The sequence below is a fragment of the Nocardioides gilvus genome, assembly GCF_003194605.1.
GTDB classification, from domain to species: Bacteria; Actinomycetota; Actinomycetes; order Propionibacteriales; family Nocardioidaceae; genus Nocardioides; species Nocardioides gilvus.
The window spans coordinates 599,895-615,438 of sequence record NZ_QHKY01000001.1; the positions used below are offsets into that span (position 1 = coordinate 599,895).

The window sequence follows — 15,544 nt, forward strand, 5'->3', positions numbered from 1 at the left end:
CGCGGATCAAGGGCGCAGGCGCGCCAGCCCGCGACGTCGTCGGTTGCGACGCAGGGCTGCGATCAGGTCCGGCTCCACCGATCCGTAGCCGGTGCCGCTCCAGGCCCCGATGTCGAGTCGGTAGTAGTGCACGGTGGAATCGCCCTGGATGAAGTCCAGGACGTCGTCAGGCTCTCGACCCGCACGCACCTGGGTGGCGCACGCCGCGCAGGCGGGCACCGAGACGGACCGCTCCTCATGCTTCCAGGTGACCCGCTCCGTCCGGCCCTCGTGCAGCGGGTTGAAGTAGCAGTTCATCGGAGGCTGCCACGGCCCCCCGGGCTCGCCGGCCACGGCGCTCGCGCGGGCCGAGTCGCCCCGACGCGCCAGCACCAGGGCTCCCACCACGTCGGCCGGTGAACCGGCGTGGTCCAGCACCGAGCGGGCCGCGTCGTAGTGGTCCAGCGCCTGCTGCCAGGTGTCCAACGACTCCGGTGCGGGTTGCTGGGCCCCGAGCGCCTCGCCCAGCGCGAGCACCTCACGGTCGGCCTGCTGCTGGACCTGCCGGTCCTCGGCCGCGCGCACCGAGCGGAGCACCGCCGTGGGCAGCACGAAGGCAGTCTGGGGACGCCGGCTCCGGACCCACACGACTCCGGCCGCCACGGCGGCCAGGACAGCGACGCCGACGCCGAGCCATGCCGTGCCGGACAGGCCCTCCACCCAGTCACCCAAGCCTTCGAACGGACCGTCGTCGGCAGTCCACGGATAGCGCTCATCGCGGGGGATCTGCTCCCACAGGTCGGGGGCCGACCCGTCGTCGAGCAACTCCTGGAGCCGCCCCACCGCGTCGACGAGGTCGTCGGGGTGCTCCCTGGTCGCGATGTCTGCGGCATGGGAGGTCTCGGGCTGGTCGCCGAAGGCCGCGACGCTCAACTGCGGAAGGGTGTATTCATCGAACCCCACGTAGGTGGCGTCACCGCCGACGCTGTCGTGCAACCAGGCCGACAGGTTGGAGAAGCGGCCCTGGAAGAGGGGGTCGTCGCGATCGATCTCGACGAGGACCACTTTCATGTCCGCGTGCTCGGCGCCGGCCACGGTCTGCTCGAGGAACGCCTCGTCGCTGGCCGAGATGTCGTTGGCGCGGGCGAAGGCCGGATCGATCCAGACCCCGTCGCCGCGCATCTCCTCCTCGATCAGCGCGAGCGTCGTGTCATCGATGGAGCCACTCATCAGTCGGCCTTCCTCTTCCGGGAGCTGAACGCGCGGAGCGCGAAGAATGCGGGAGCGACGACGAAGCCGCCTGCCAACAGGGCGAACACCGCGCCGTCCGTGAACCCGCCCCACTCGTCGAAGTCGCTCACCGGGGTCATGGTGCGCTCCTCGGCCTCCCAGGTGGCCATCTCCTCGGCGATGCGCACCATGGCCGGACCGGGCTGGCCCTTGACCTGGGCGTCGAGGTAGGGCTTCTCCAGGTCGATCGTCTGGATCTCGGCGCGCCCGTCGTCGAAGAGCACCACGTAGAAGCCTCGTTCGCCGATCGCGTGCGCCCACTGCGCCGCCGCTCCCGAAGGTCGGTACCCGGAGTCGAGCAGGGGTGCGCGCAGGTAGGCGACGCGGGCTGGTGCCTCGGCCCTCGCCAACGCCGCCTCGACGCGCGCCAGGTGCTGCTCCCCGACCCGGTCGCTGAGCTCGGGGTCGACGGCCACGCGACCCGGCTGCTCGAGCAGCTGACGTACCGCGTCGACGGGGGCCGGCAACTCCTCGCCCCGTTCGAACTCGGCGATCCGGGCGCTGAGGTCGCGCTGCTCGCGGCCCTCCTGGAACTCCTGCATCGCGACGCCTGCGCCGACGGCGCTCGCCAGACCGACCACGCAGCCGATCACCCACCCGTACGTACGCCAGAGCGGCTTCCCGGGCGCCATCAACGTGACTCCCTCTCGCGCAGCACCTCTGCGGCCAGCGAGTCGGAGACGGCACCGAAGCCGGTGCGTGCCCACACGTCCTGACGGTCCCAGTACGGGCGTGGGCCTCGGCGGCCCTTGAGCCGGAGGACCTCGGGCTCACGGCCGGCGGTGACGTCGGCGCTGCAACGGCGGCAGCACGGCACCTCGACCTGTCCCTGCCCCAGGCGCCAGCCGATCCGCCCGCTGGCCTCCCCGTGCCGCGGGTCGAAGAAGCACGGTCGGTACGCCTCCTTCCCGCCCCGGCGGGCACGCTCCAGGTCGCGGCTGCCGGTGCGGGCGAGGACCTGGGCACCCACCAGGTCAGCCACGTCCTCGGAGTCCAGCAGGTGCTCTGCGGCCGTACGTGCCGTGGTCGCCGTGGTCACCAGGTCGGCATCGGCCCGCTGCAGGTCGACCCGCGACAGCTGCTTGGCCAGGGCGCCGACCAACGTCGTGGCGCGGGCACGTTCGGTGCTCAGGACCGGCGTCCCCGGGGCCGGGGGCGCCGGGGGCGGGTCCACCGGTGGCGTCCTCGGGGACGCAGCTGAGAGCCCGCGCGACTTGCTCTTCGAGGTCCCTCGCGATGCCACCTGAGAGGCGTGTCGCGGCCATCCTCGCAGCGACTGCCCGAGCAGCAACGCCACGACGAGGCCCACCACCCCGCCGACCAGGACGGAGAACCCGGTCGAGGCGGTGCGGACATCGACGAACTTTTCAGAACGGGGACGCCACTCAGCCCGCTCGAAGACGGCCACGGACCGTTCAGCAAGTGCCCGGACCTCCTCCTCGTCCAGGGTCGAGGGGTAGTACCCGGCCTCGTTGTGCTCCTGGGCCTCCGCCACGAGCGCCTCGGCCTCCAGCGTGTGGGCCTCCGCCTCCACCACGTCCGGCAACGACAGTCGCACGCCTCTCCGCTCCGCCTCCTGCTCGATGAGCTCCTCGTTCGACGAGGCGCTCAACGAGAGCAGGGCCGGGTCCGCGCCGAGGCCGTAGGAGACGATGACAGGCGTGCCGCTCGTCGTGGCGACGACGTACAGGCCCTTGCCGCCGAGGCGGCGGTGGAGCAGCGCCGCCATCGACTCGCTGCTCCGGTGGCCCTCTCCGGTCACGCCGTCCGGTGTGCGGACCAGCGCCACGTAGACCGGGAAGGGGACCTCGCGGATCAGCGCAGCGATCCGGTCGTGGGACTCCTGCGCCTCACCGCTGCCCATCACCCGGTCGATGACCACACCGTCGACGCGCAGCGCGTCCGCGAGAGCGTCGAGATCGGTTGCGTCCGCCGCGAGCACCGCCGTGCCTCAGGACTTCGACACGGTGAGGAAAGCCGTCTCGCCGTCACCGACGACGACCTCGACGCCCGCCTCGACGCCCGCCTCGACCGCGTACGAGGTGGCCAGGGTCTCCCCCGCCACCAACGCCTCGTGGGTCCGGGCGGCCGCCTGCACGGTCTCGGAGCCGGCCACCACGAGCGCGATCCGGTCGGAGACGTCGAAGCCGGAGTCCTTGCGCGCCTGCTGCACGGCCCGCACGAGATCGCGGGCCAGACCCTCAGCGGCGAGCTCGGGAGTGACCTGGGTGTCGAGCACCACGAAGCCGCCCACGGGCAGCATGCCGGTCGCGGTGCTGCCGTCCCCGGCACCGGCCACGGTCTCGAGGGTGTACTCCCCCTCGACGAGCGCCAGGCCACCAGCGGTCACGGTGCCGTCGGCATCGACGGACCAGTCACCCGACTTCGACCCCTTGATCGCGAGCTGGACGTTCTTGCCCAACCGCGGACCGGCGGCACGGGCGTTGACGGTGAGCTTCTGCTCCACCGCGTACGCCTTCGCCTCCTCGGCCTCGGGGTCGACCACGCGCACCGACTTCAGGTTGAGCTCGTCGGCGACCAGCGCCTCGAAACCGGTGACCGACGCGCCGGGGGCGACGACGGTGAGCCCGGCCAGGGGCAGGCGGTTGCGCAGGTTGGCCGCCTTGCGCAGCGCGGAACCGGCCGAGCAGACGTCACGGACGAGGTCCATGGTCGCAACCAGGTCGTCGTCGGCGGGCAGTTCGTCGAGGGTGGGCCAGTCGGTCAGGTGCACCGAACGCCCGCCGGTCAGTCCGCGCCAGATCTCCTCGGTGACCAGCGGCAGCAGCGGCGCCGCGACCCGGAGCAGGGTCTCCAGCACCGTGTAGAGGGTGTCGAAGGCGTCGGCCGTCTCGGGAGCCACGTCCCCATCGGTCACACCTTCTGCCCAGAAGCGCTCCCGCGAGCGGCGTACGTACCAGTTGGTCAGGACGTCGAGGAAGGTGCGCGTCGCCTCACAGGCCCCGGCGATGTCGAAGTCGTCCTGCAGCTGGGTAGAGGTCGCCACGAACTCGCGCGTCTTGGCGAGCAGGTAGCGGTCCATCGGGTGCGTCGACTGGTCGTCGGCGGCACGCTTCTTCGCCGTGTAGCCGGCCGCGTTGGCGTACATCTGGAAGAAGTACCAGGTGTTCCAGAGCGGGATCATCACCTGGCGCACCGAGTCGCGGATGCCGGACTCGGTGACCACCAGGTTGCCGCCGCGCAGGATCGGGCTCGACATCAGGAACCAGCGCATCGCGTCGGCCCCGTCGCGGTCGAAGACCTCGGAGACGTCGGGGTAGTTGCGCAGTGACTTCGACATCTTCTGCCCGTCGGAGCCGAGCACGATGCCGTGGCTGATGCAGTTGGAGAAGGCAGGCTTGTCGAAGAGGCCGGTCGCGAGCACGTGCAACGTGTAGAACCACCCGCGGGTCTGACCGATGTACTCGACGATGAAGTCGCCCGGGAAGTGGCCCTTCTTCTCCGCGGTGCCGTCGAACCAGTCCCCGTTCTCGAAGGGGTAGTGGTTCTGCGCGAAGGACATCGAGCCGGAGTCGAACCAGACGTCGAGCACGTCGGCGACCCGCCGCATCGTCGACTGCCCCTCTTCGGGCGTACGCGGGTCGTCGGGGTTGGGGCGGGTCAGGTCGTCGATCCACGGGCGGTGCAGGTCGGGCTCACCGTCAGCGTTCAGCGGCAGGCGGCCGAAGTCGCGCTCGATGGCCTCGAACGAGCCGTACACGTCGAGGCGCGGGTAGGCCTCGTCGTCGGACTTCCACACCGGCACCGGGGAGCCCCAGAAGCGGTTGCGGGTGATCGACCAGTCCCGGGCGTTCTCGAGCCACTTGCCGAACTGGCCGTGCTTGATGTGGTCAGGCACCCAGTTGATCTGCTCGTTGTTGGCGAGCATCTGCTCCTTGAAGGCCGTCACCTCGACGAACCACGACGAGACACCCTTGTAGATCAGGGGCTCGCGGCAGCGCCAGCAGTGCGGGTAGGAGTGCTCGTACGACTCCCGGCGTAGCAGGACCGTGCCCTCGGAGACGGAACCGTGCTGACCGCTCTCACCGCGGGTGGCTGCTTTGAGGTGCTCGATGATCGGGGCGTTGGCGTCGAAGACCAGGGTGTCGGCGTACTCGACGACCGGATGGGTGAAGCGGCCGTCCTTGCCGACCGGCATCACGGCCTCGATGCCCTCACGGTCGGTGACCTCCTTGTCGACCTCACCGAAGGCGCCGGCGGTGTGCACGACACCCGTACCGTCGGTGGTCGTCACGGCGTCGTCGGCCGCCACCACGCGGAAGGCTCCTGCGTGGCCCGCGTAGTAGCTGAACGGCGGGGTGTACGTGCGTCCCACCAGGTCGGCGCCGGAGTAGGTGGCGAGCACGGTGAACTCGCCGTGCTCGTCGGCCAACTCGCGGGCGTACTTGGGGAGCAGGGCCGCGGCGAGGACGTACCGCGCCTTCGTGCCTTCGACACCCGGCACCGGGGCCTCGACCACGACGTAGTCGATCTCGGAGCCGACCATCACCGCGAGGTTGGAGGGCAGGGTCCAGGGCGTGGTCGTCCAGACGAGGATCTTCGCACCGTCCAGGGGGCTGTCCTCGCCGCGGTCCTCGAGGGTGAAGCCGACCGTGACGGCCGGGTCCTGACGCATCTTGTAGACGTCGTCGTCCATCCGCAGCTCGTGGTTGGAGAGCGGGGTCTCGTCCTTCCAGCAGTACGGGAGGACCCGGAAGCCCTCGTAGATCCAGCCCTTCTCGTGAAGCGTCTTGAAGGCCCACATCACCGACTCCATGAACTCGGGGTTCATGGTCTTGTAGTCGTTGTCGAAGTCGACCCAGCGGGCCTGACGGGTGACGTACGTCCTCCACTCGTCGGCGTACTGGAGGACCGAGGAACGGCAGGCGTCGTTGAACTTGTCGATGCCCATCTCGACGATCTCGTCGGTGGTCTTGATGTCGAGCTGGCGCATCGCCTCGAGCTCGGCCGGGAGGCCGTGGGTGTCCCACCCGAAGCGGCGCTCCACCAACTTGCCGCGCATCGTCTGGTAGCGCGGGACGATGTCCTTGACGTAGCCGGTCAGCAGGTGGCCGTAGTGCGGCAACCCGTTGGCGAAGGGCGGGCCGTCGTAGAAGACGAACTCGTCCTCGCCGTGCGCGCCACCGTCGCGGGCCTCGATGCTGGCGGCGAACGTGTCGTCGGCCTGCCAGTACCCCAGGACGGCCTCCTCGATCGCGGGGAAGCGCGGGCTCGAGGGGACGCTCTGCGCGCCGGTGTGCGAGACCAAGGGGTAGGCCATGAGGGGCTCCTGCGTAGTACGTCGGTCGTGTGGGTGCTGGGATCACGCTGTGCTGGGATCACTCACACGAGGACGACGGGAGCCGCGGTACCACCTCGTTTGCCCGCCGCGCAGAAGCACGAGGGCCACTCATTGTGTGGGCTGTGACGGGCCACTCCCGTTCGGTTCTACTGGGGCGCTCCCCGGCGTGGGAGACCCGTTCTTCCGAAGGCTCGCCGCTGATGACGGCTCAGACGCCTGCGACGATCGTACGCAATAGTCCGCGACAGCCGCCAATCTCGTCCTCGCCGAGCGCTTGTGTGCGCGAACTGGTCCAGTTGCCGGCGTTTCGGTGCACTTCGTGCACACAACTCGGTGCACGGCGCCGTGTGACCTACGTGCCGTTCCCGGCGGGGCGGGTCTCCGGCTCGACGTGCCTGAGCCAGGCCAGCCCGATGAACGGCAGCACCAACGGCACGTAGCCGTAACCGGCACCGAAGTGGGACCACACCGTGGCCTCCGCGAAGAGCTCCGGGTCGAGGTAGGTCCACAACCCCACGCCCAGCACACCCACCATCTCGAAGAGGCAGGCGGCGAGCGCGACCCGGAACCACGTACGCCCCGGCTTGCGGAACGCGACCGTGGCGACCAGATAGACCAGCGCCGCGACCAACGACAACAGGTAGGCGACCGGGGCAGCGTCGAAATCGGTGACGATCTGGGAGAAGGAGCGCGCCCCCGCGGAGATCGCGAAGACCGCGTAGGCCGCGATCAGCAGCTGGCCGAGCGCCCGGCTGCGCGCGGGAGGCTTCGGGCGCACGGGGTCAGTGCTCACCGGGTCACGGGTCACAGGTTCACGGCTCACAGGGTCATCTGCAGACGGACGACCAGCACGGCCATCGCGAGCGCACAGACGGCGACGACGCCGAGGTGCGGCGGGGGCGCCGGGACCTGGTTGCCTTCGTCGTCGAGGACCGGCTTGCCCTTCTCGTCGACCTCACCTCGCTGGTTGAGCAGGATGACCGGCAACCCCACGGCAGCAACCATGTAGCCGATGTGGGTCACGTTGTTGTCCACCTCGTGCCCCTGCAGCAGCATGACCGCGTCGAGGGCGACGACGAAGGCGGTCGCGCCGTGCAGACCCTTCATCGCGAGCCGCGCCGGTCGGTCGAGCGAGGGCTTGGCGATGGCCACCAGAGCAAGAATCGCGAGCAGGCCCAGCAAGGCCGCCACCGCGTACGTCAGGGCTGGATACACGTGAGGAATGCTAACGGGCCCCCCGTACGATGACCCACGTGAGTCAGACTGCTGCTTGGGGCTTCGCCCTCGTGACCCGTGATGCTTCCGACAACGTCCTCGACGCCTGGTTCCCGGCCCCCGCGCTGGGCACGCCGGACGGCGCCGAGGCCCCCCAGGAGTTGGCGAGCCTGGCCGACACCGACGACGCGCGCCGGGTGCGCACCGACGTCGAGCTCGTCGAGATCGCCGACCTCTCGACTCCTCCGGCCACCACGCAGGACGTGTGGCTGCGTCTGCACCTGCTCTCCTCGCGCCTGGTCCAGCCGCACGGTCTGTCGATGGACGGCGTCTTCGGCCTGCTGAACAACGTCGTGTGGACCTCCGCCGGGCCGTGCGCGGTCGAGGGCTTCGAGCTGACGCGTGGCCGGCTGCGCGCCGCCGGCCAGAGCGTCGCCGTCTACGGCGTCGACAAGTTCCCCCGGATGGTCGACTACGTCCTTCCCAGCGGCGTACGCATCGCCGACGCCGACCGGGTCCGCCTGGGCGCCCACCTCGCCGCCGGCACGACCGTGATGCACGAGGGCTTCGTCAACTTCAACGCCGGCACCCTGGGCGCCTCGATGGTCGAGGGTCGGGTCTCCGCAGGTGTCGTCGTCGGTGACGGCTCCGACATCGGCGGCGGCGCCTCGATCATGGGCACCCTCTCCGGTGGCGGCAAGCAGGTCATCTCCGTCGGCGAGCGCTGCCTGTTGGGCGCGAACGCCGGGATCGGAATCTCACTGGGCAACGACTGCGTCGTCGAGGCCGGCACCTACGTCACCGCCGGCACCAAGGTCACCGTGGTGCCGAGTCGGGACGGCGACTCGTCCCGCGTCGTGAAGGCCTCCGAGCTGTCGGGCGCGGACAACGTGCTCTTCCGCCGCAACTCCGTCTCGGGCGCCATCGAAGCGGTGGCCCGGAAAAGCCAGGGCATCGAGCTGAACGCCGCGCTCCACGCGAACGACTGACGCATGCCCCGAGGACGGCGCGTGGTCGGCACGCTGATCACTTTGGCGCTCGTCGCCGCCGTCGTCATCGGGGTGACGGTCCTGTTCGACCGGGGCGTACGCCCCCTCCTCACCACCCACGAGTGCGTCGCCGAGGTGGACGGCACTGAGGTGCGCCTCAGCCTCGAGCAGGCGGAGAATGCTGCACTGATCGCCGCCATCGCCCAGTCCCGAGGGCTGCCGGCCAGAGCCGTGACGATCGCTCTCGCCACGGCGTACCAGGAGTCGAAGATCCTCAACATCACCTACGGCGACCGCGATTCACTGGGCCTCTTCCAGCAGCGGCCGTCGACGGGCTGGGGCACCGAGGAGGAGGTGTTGGACCCGTTCCACTCCACCAACGCCTTCTACGACGCCCTGGTCAAGGTGCCCGACTACCGCAAGCTCGACGTGACCGTCGCGGCGCAGAGGGTGCAGCGCTCGGCCTATCCCGAGGCGTACGCCGACCACGAGGAAGATGCCCGGGTGCTGGCGTCGGCGCTGAGCGGCAACTCGCGCGGCTCCTTTCACTGCATCACCGAGGGCAACCCCGACACCACCTCGCCGGACCTCGAGGAGAACGGCCTCACCGAGCGCGCCGACGGCGTACGCCGTGACCTGCTGGCCGCCTTCGGGGACCAGGCCCTCGGTGGCTTCGAGCCACGCGGGGTCGACTCAGGTCACATGAGCGGCTCGACCCACTACGAGGGCCGCGCGGTCGACATCTTCTACCGCCCGATCAACGCGCAGAACAAGCGACGAGGGTGGGCGATGGCCCACTACCTGGTGGCCCAGGCCGACCGGCTGGCGATCAGCACCGTCATCTTCGACGGCAAGATCTGGAAGTCAGGGAGCCGCTCCTCCGACGGCTGGCGCGACTACCGGGTGCCCCGCACCTCCAAGGGCAATCGGGAGATCCTGGAGCACCGCGACCACGTGCATGTGGACGTGCACCGGTAGCACAGCCCCGAAGCCGGGAAAGCGCCGGATCAGCCGGCGCGAAGACGCTCGACGGCCGCAGCGACCCGCTCGTCGGTCGCGGTGAAGGCGACGCGGACGTGTCGGGATCCAGCCCCGCCGTAGAAGGCGCCGGGCGCCACCAGGATGCCGCGCTCGGCGAACCAGGAGACCAGGTCCCAACAATCCGTGTCGTCACTCTCGCGGGTGGTCCACAGGTAGAGGCTGGCCTCGCTGTGCTCGACGGTGAACCCCGCAGCCTCCAGAGCGGCCTTGAGGTCGCGGCGGCGAGCCGCATAGCGGGCGTGCTGCTCGGCCACGTGGTCGTCATCGGCCAGCACCGCAGCCATCACCCGCTGCTGCGGCTCGGGCATCATCAGGCCGAGGTTCTTGCGTACGGCCAGCAGCTCGGCGACCACCTCCGGGTCACCGGCCACGAAGGCGCAGCGGTAACCGGCCAGGTTGGACCGCTTGGACAGCGAGTGCACCGCCAGGATCCCGGTGTGGTCGCCGCCGCAGACGTCCGGGTGCAGGACGCTGACCGGCAGGTTGTCGGAGTCCCAGGCGCACTCGAGATAGCACTCGTCGGAGACGAGCAGCACCCCACGCTCGCGGCACCAGTCGACGACCTTCTTCAGGTGGGCGACCGGCAGCACCTTGCCGGTGGGGTTGGACGGACTGTTGAGCCACAACAGCTTCGGCCTGCGCGGTCCGATCCCGGTGAGGCTGTCACTCGCGATGATCTCGGCCCCGACCAGAGCAGCGCCGACCTCGTACGTCGGGTAGGCCAACGCGGGCTGCACGATCAGGTCGCCGGGCCCCAGTCCCAGGTGCATCGGCAGCGCGCCGATGAACTCCTTGGACCCCACCAGCGGCAGCACACCGTCGACGCCGATGTTGGTGGCGCCAGCGGTGCGCACCAGCCAGTCGACGATCGCCTGACGGGTCTCCATGCGGCCGATGGTGATCGGGTAGCCCGGAGAGTCAGCGGCGTCGCACAGCGCCTGCTGCGCCACGGCGGGGGTCGGGTCCACCGGCGTACCGATCGACAGGTCGACGATCCCGTCCGCGTGCGAGCGCGCCCGAGCAGCGTGCTCGGTCAGTTTGTCCCAGGGGAAGTCAGGGAGTCGAGACGAGACGGCGCCGGGTGCGTGACTCGGCACGCGCCTCAGTCCTGGTTCTGAGGGGGCAGCGCAGCGATCATCGGGTGGTCGCGCTCGATCACGCCGAACTTCGCGGCGCCACCGGGCGAGCCGAGGTCGTCGAAGAAGTTGACGTTGGCGTCGTAGTAGTCCTTCCACTCCTCCGGCGTGTCGTCCTCGTAGAAGATGGCCTCGACCGGGCACACCGGCTCACAGGCACCACAGTCGACGCACTCGTCCGGGTGGATGTAGAGCATCCGCTTGCCCTCGTAGATGCAGTCGACAGGACACTCGTCGACGCACGCGCGGTCCTTGAGGTCGACACACGGCTGGGCGATGACGTAGGTCACCGTTCCTCCTCGGGTTGCAGTGCTCTGGGTCAGACGGCTCCAGCCTAGTATCCAAATGTGGAACCAAGCCCGGAGACCCCCTTAGTTTCTCCCATCCCCACCACCCGTCCCACGCAGGGCTCACAGATGGACACGCCCACGGCCGCGCAACCCTCGACTCACCTCATCGGGGAGCACACGTTGGGCCCACACGTGGTGGGCACGCGTGTCGTCGTACGCCGCGTGCTGCCGGGCCAGGTCGGCCCCAGTGGCGGTCCAGCCATGACGGACACCCTGGGCGTCTGCCGCTCCTGGGCTCGGGGCCTCTGCGAGGTCGAGACCGCCGAGGGGACGGTGGTCGCGATCCACATCGGTGACATCGTCTCCGGCAAGCCGGTGCCTCCGCGGCCGTCGGTCCGACTGCGTACGACGCCGCGCGAGGCCCACTTGCGGACCCTCGCCCTGTGGCCCGAAGCCGAGCAGCAGCGCCTCGGCGACTGGGTGCTGCGAGCGGCCGGTGCGGTCGTGGACAGCCAGCATCAGCAAGGACGCCTCGTGCGCCGCGCCAACTCGGTTCTGGCAATCGGGGACCCCGCAGTCCCGACGCGCGCGGCCGCGGCGGCGGTGGTCGAGTTCTATGCCGCCCGGCACCAGCCCGCGCTGGCCCAGGTCGTGGTGGGCGACGAGATCGAGGCCGCCCTGACCGAGCTCGGCTGGACCGGCGACGACTCGGGCATCTCTCTCTTCCAGGTCGGCGCGCTCTCCCGCGTGCTCCGCTCCCTGGGCCCGGCCCGCGACCGCGCGGTGCTCGAGGAGACGGCCGGGGAGGCCACTGGCGTGCGACACGCGACCGTACGTCTCGACCGGGACGCCAGCGTCAGGGACGCCAGCGTCAGGGTCGCCCTGGAGGGCGACTGGGTCGGGGTCAGCGACCTCTGGGTCGCCCCCGAGCGCCGGCGCCAGGGGCTGGCCCGCGAGGTGCTTTCCGAAGCCTTCGACTGGGCAGCCTCACTCGGCGCCACCACGGCCCACCTGCAGGTGAGCGAGACCAACACCGCAGCGGTGCAGCTCTACGCCACGGCGGGCTTCAGCACCCACCACGCCTACCGCTACCTCGTCGCCCCCTGAGGCGCGTGCCGGGCGGCGCGACGCGGAGAGTCAGTCCTTGCAGATGACGGTGTCGGAGGGGGTGTAGCGGGTGTTGAAGTTCTCCGTACGAGCCACCGCACTCGACCCGACCGCGCGGAAGACCCGCTTGACGTCGATGTCGAAGCCGCCGTAGCCGGAGTTCGGGACACAGGTCGGACCGCTCAGCGTGCGCGTCTCAGGCTTCGTGAAGCGGTACCGCTCGCCGGTGGAGCTCGAGACGTCCCAGACCTTCGTCGACCACATGCGTACGCGCACGCTGCCCTGGGAGCCGGGGGTGCTGCGCCTGACCGTCGACTCGATGAGCACGCCGTGATCGGTGTTGTTCTTGAACTTCAGGTCGACCGAACCCCAGGCGACGGTGGCCTCACGGCCGACCGGGTACCGGCTGATGTAGAAGGAGTGCGGCTTGTGCTCGACGTCCTCGAGGCCGGCGAAGAACATGCCGTTGAAGAGCGTCGTGGCCATCTGCGAGACCCCGCCGCCGAGGTCCTCCTTGAAGACGCCGTTGGCGATCATGAAGCCCTCGGTGAAGCCGTTGGCCCGGGTGCGCTCGCCGACGGTCTCGTTCATGGAGAAGGTCTCGCCCGGCTTCAGGACCGTGCCGTTGATGATTTCGGCGGCCCGACCGATGTTGATGTTGCGATAGGTCGCGTAGGGGAAGGTCGTGGAGACGTCGGAGACGACCTCCTTGATGCCCAGCGCCTCGGCGTCCTTCGTGCGGAACTCGGCGCGGGCCGTCTTCGCCTCGACCTCGGCACTGCGCTGGTCGGACTCAGCGGCCACGATCTCGAGAAAGACCTTGTTGACCTCGTCCTGGTCATAGCTGATGCCCGGTTCGTCGGGCACCACGACAGGGCGACCGTTGCGGAGAGCGACGGTGGCATCGACCGGGCCACCAGCTCCGTCGAGGGCGTCATCGAGGACGGCCGCCAACTTCTTGGGCCGCACGGACGGCACGAGGGCGCCGTCCTCGGCGTCGAGCTTGAGGGCGCGGGTGTAGTCCGCCGGCGCGAGGGTCACCCGGGTCTGGTCGAAGACCAGCACCACCGGGTCGGAGACCGCCGGGTTGGCGAAGGAGTTGCGCGCCTCGTTGACGGCGTCGGCCCCGATCTCCGGCTCCTGGGTGGTCATGTCCAGCTCGACCACCTGCGAAGGCCCGAGGTAGGCGGCGAGGAAGGCGTTGCGTGCGACGTCCTCCTCGAGCGCCTCCCCCTCCTCCGCCTCGGTCGTCACGATCTCGGCACCGTCGAAGGCGATCGCCCCGTTGACCGGCTTCTTTCCGAGATCCTTGTCCAGGTTGGCGACGAGCGCGGAGAACTTGGTCTCGTCGAGGTCGACGACTGCGTCGACGTCGCCGCCACCGGTGAAGTAGGTCCAGAGCCGCTCAGGGGCCCAGGAGTCGCTGCCACCCGTCGCTTCGATCGACTCGCGGTAGTCGACGCTGAGCCCGACCTCGGCCGGAGTCACCTCGCGTTCGTCATCGCCGACGACGAGCTCCAGCGGGGCGTCCACCCGCTCCTCCAGCCCCTCCTCGAGCAGCGCGACCGCGTCGTCGGCCTCATGGCCACCGACCGCGACGCCGGCCACCGACGTGCCCCGGGGGACCTTGCCGCCGGTGACCTGGTGGGCCACGACGTACGAACCACCGGCCAGCACGACCAGACCGAGGAGCACACCGGCGACCACACGGCCACCGGCCTTCTCCTCGGAGGCAACCTCGGGGTCGCTGGCGGTCTCACTGGCCTCGCGCTTTGAATCGAACACGGTGCGAGTGTAGAGGGGACGACCCACCCACGACGGCTCAGCGCCGGGCCGGCCCGCCGCGCCCGGGGCGTACGCCGAGCGCCGCGACGACCGTGAAGACCAGGCCCGAGGCCAGAAGCAGGTAACCGGAGAGGTCACCTGCCACGAGGAAGTCGCCCTCAGGGCGTGGAAAGAGCACCCGGAGCAGGACCAGAATCCAGCCGAACGCAAAGACCGGCCGTCCCCACCAGGTCGACGGCAACGCCCAGAGCGCGGCAGCGCCGGCCAGCCAGCCCAGAACCAGACCCCACGCATGGCCGTGCACCAGGACCGCGGCCGTTGCGGAGAGGAGCGCGACGACCAGCACCAGGATGGCCGCCGCTGCTCCGAGCGCCCGATTGGTGCCGCCGGAATTCACAGGGCCGGCACTCACAGGGCCGGAACTCACTGGGCCGGAACTCACTGGGCCGGAACTCACTGGGCCGGAATTCACTGGGCCGGCACTCACAGAGCTCACAGGCCCGCGAAGAGGTCGGTCTCCCAGCCCTCAGGACCGAGAGGCCCCGCGGCGCCCTTGACCAAGCGGTAGTACTCGGTGCCGAAGGCCGCCGCACCGACGTTGTTCGAGAGGGCGAAGAAGGGACCATCGGTGGTGATCTGGGTGGCGTGTGCCTTCATCGCCGCCATCTTCGCGTCGAGATGGTCGACCGCGTCGACCGCGGCCGACAGGTCCTCGTCGGGGCTCGCGCTGAACGGCAACGGCCCGTCCGGGTCCATCCCCTCGAAGGTCGTCGTGTCGCCGGAGTCGCGCAGCATCCGCAGACCCTCGCGCAACTTCCGCTCCGACATCGCGGTCCAGTAGATCTTCGCGATCTCGTGAGCCGGGCCCAGGTCGCGGCGGTAGGAGTCGACGGCCGCGAGCTGGGCGGCGTACATCGAGACGCGGTGGGCCTGGATGTGGTCGGGGTGTCCGTACCCACCGAACTCGTCGTAGGTGACCAGCACCTGCGGTCGCACCTCGCGGATCACGGTGACCAGGTGGTTGGCGGCCTCGGTCAGGTCGGCGCGCCAGAAGGCGTTCTCGTGGACGACGTCGGCGGCGACCGCGTGACCGTCGGCGTGCCACTTCATCCCGGAGTCGCGGTAGGCACCGAACCCACCCAGGAAGCGGTGGTCGGTGACGCCGAGCTCGCGCATCGCCGCTGCGAGCTCCTCACGGCGTACGGGCCCGAGGGCGTCGTCACGCTCGGCGGCCAGGTGCTCGAGGTCGGGGACCAGGATCTCGCCCTGCTCCCCCGCCGTGCAGGTGACCAGGGTGACGCCGCGCCCCTCGGCGGCGTACCGGGCCATCGTCGCGCCGTTGCCGATCGACTCGTCGTCGGGGTGGGCGTGCACGAGCAGGAGGCGCTGGTCGGACGGGGAGGTCATGAC

The 15,544-nt window shown here is 69.9% G+C and carries 14 protein-coding genes; 3 read left to right on the top strand and 11 right to left on the bottom strand.

Features of this window, described 5'->3' with window-relative positions; all coding sequences use genetic code 11:
- Positions 1-6: 6 nt before the first annotated feature.
- From DNK52_RS02935 to DNK52_RS02960, 6 genes are all read right to left on the bottom strand, one after another.
- On the bottom strand, positions 7-1,209 hold the full coding sequence (locus DNK52_RS02935; protein ID WP_110239336.1) for a hypothetical protein: 1,203 nt from the start codon (positions 1,207-1,209) through the stop codon (positions 7-9).
- A complete protein-coding gene (locus tag DNK52_RS02940; RefSeq protein ID WP_110239338.1) occupies positions 1,209-1,901 on the bottom strand; it encodes a hypothetical protein in 693 nt (230 codons plus the stop codon). Before DNK52_RS02940 ends, DNK52_RS02935 begins: the two co-directional genes overlap by 1 nt.
- Positions 1,901-3,211, bottom strand: coding sequence for a hypothetical protein (locus tag DNK52_RS02945; protein WP_110239340.1), 1,311 nt, complete (start codon positions 3,209-3,211; stop codon positions 1,901-1,903). Before DNK52_RS02945 ends, DNK52_RS02940 begins: the two co-directional genes overlap by 1 nt.
- Positions 3,212-3,220: 9 nt before the next feature.
- On the bottom strand, positions 3,221-6,550 hold the full coding sequence (gene ileS, locus DNK52_RS02950; protein ID WP_110239342.1) for an isoleucine--tRNA ligase: 3,330 nt from the start codon (positions 6,548-6,550) through the stop codon (positions 3,221-3,223).
- A gap of 373 nt (positions 6,551-6,923) precedes the next feature.
- Positions 6,924-7,364, bottom strand: a complete 441-nt coding sequence (locus DNK52_RS02955; protein WP_239455349.1) for a hypothetical protein — start codon at positions 7,362-7,364, stop codon at positions 6,924-6,926.
- A gap of 26 nt (positions 7,365-7,390) precedes the next feature.
- Entirely contained in the window at positions 7,391-7,786 is a 396-nt protein-coding gene (locus DNK52_RS02960; RefSeq protein ID WP_162598569.1) for a hypothetical protein, read from the bottom strand.
- A gap of 29 nt (positions 7,787-7,815) precedes the next feature.
- Here DNK52_RS02960 and dapD point away from each other — a divergent pair, with 29 nt between their 5' ends.
- Both dapD and DNK52_RS02970 read left to right on the top strand, forming a co-directional pair.
- Positions 7,816-8,775 carry a 2,3,4,5-tetrahydropyridine-2,6-dicarboxylate N-succinyltransferase gene (gene dapD / locus DNK52_RS02965; protein WP_110239346.1) on the top strand — a complete coding sequence of 320 codons (960 nt, stop codon included), beginning with the start codon at positions 7,816-7,818 and terminating at the stop codon, positions 8,773-8,775.
- A 3-nt stretch (positions 8,776-8,778) separates the two neighbouring features.
- Positions 8,779-9,753, top strand: a complete 975-nt coding sequence (locus DNK52_RS02970) for a VldE C-terminal domain-containing protein (RefSeq protein WP_110239348.1) — start codon at positions 8,779-8,781, stop codon at positions 9,751-9,753.
- Positions 9,754-9,782: 29 nt separating this feature from the next.
- On the opposite strand, the gene dapC is transcribed toward DNK52_RS02970, so the two are convergent.
- Both dapC and fdxA read right to left on the bottom strand, forming a co-directional pair.
- Positions 9,783-10,913, bottom strand: a complete 1,131-nt coding sequence (gene dapC / locus DNK52_RS02975; protein WP_110239350.1) for a succinyldiaminopimelate transaminase — start codon at positions 10,911-10,913, stop codon at positions 9,783-9,785.
- A 5-nt stretch (positions 10,914-10,918) separates the two neighbouring features.
- On the bottom strand, positions 10,919-11,242 hold the full coding sequence (gene fdxA, locus DNK52_RS02980; protein ID WP_110239352.1) for a ferredoxin: 324 nt from the start codon (positions 11,240-11,242) through the stop codon (positions 10,919-10,921).
- Positions 11,243-11,368: 126 nt separating this feature from the next.
- On the opposite strand from fdxA, the gene DNK52_RS02985 reads away from it, so the two are divergent.
- A complete protein-coding gene (locus DNK52_RS02985; RefSeq protein ID WP_110239354.1) occupies positions 11,369-12,349 on the top strand; it encodes a GNAT family N-acetyltransferase in 981 nt (326 codons plus the stop codon).
- 30 nt (positions 12,350-12,379) lie between these two features.
- On the opposite strand, the gene DNK52_RS02990 is transcribed toward DNK52_RS02985, so the two are convergent.
- The 3 genes from DNK52_RS02990 to mshB form a co-directional block, all read right to left on the bottom strand.
- Entirely contained in the window at positions 12,380-14,134 is a 1,755-nt protein-coding gene (locus DNK52_RS02990) for a VanW family protein (RefSeq protein WP_162598570.1), read from the bottom strand.
- A gap of 37 nt (positions 14,135-14,171) precedes the next feature.
- A complete protein-coding gene (locus DNK52_RS02995; RefSeq protein ID WP_162598571.1) occupies positions 14,172-14,546 on the bottom strand; it encodes a hypothetical protein in 375 nt (124 codons plus the stop codon).
- 80 nt (positions 14,547-14,626) lie between these two features.
- Complete coding sequence (mshB, locus tag DNK52_RS03000) at positions 14,627-15,541, bottom strand: N-acetyl-1-D-myo-inositol-2-amino-2-deoxy-alpha-D-glucopyranoside deacetylase (RefSeq protein WP_110239360.1); 915 nt, start codon at positions 15,539-15,541, stop codon at positions 14,627-14,629.
- Positions 15,542-15,544: the final 3 nt, after the last annotated feature.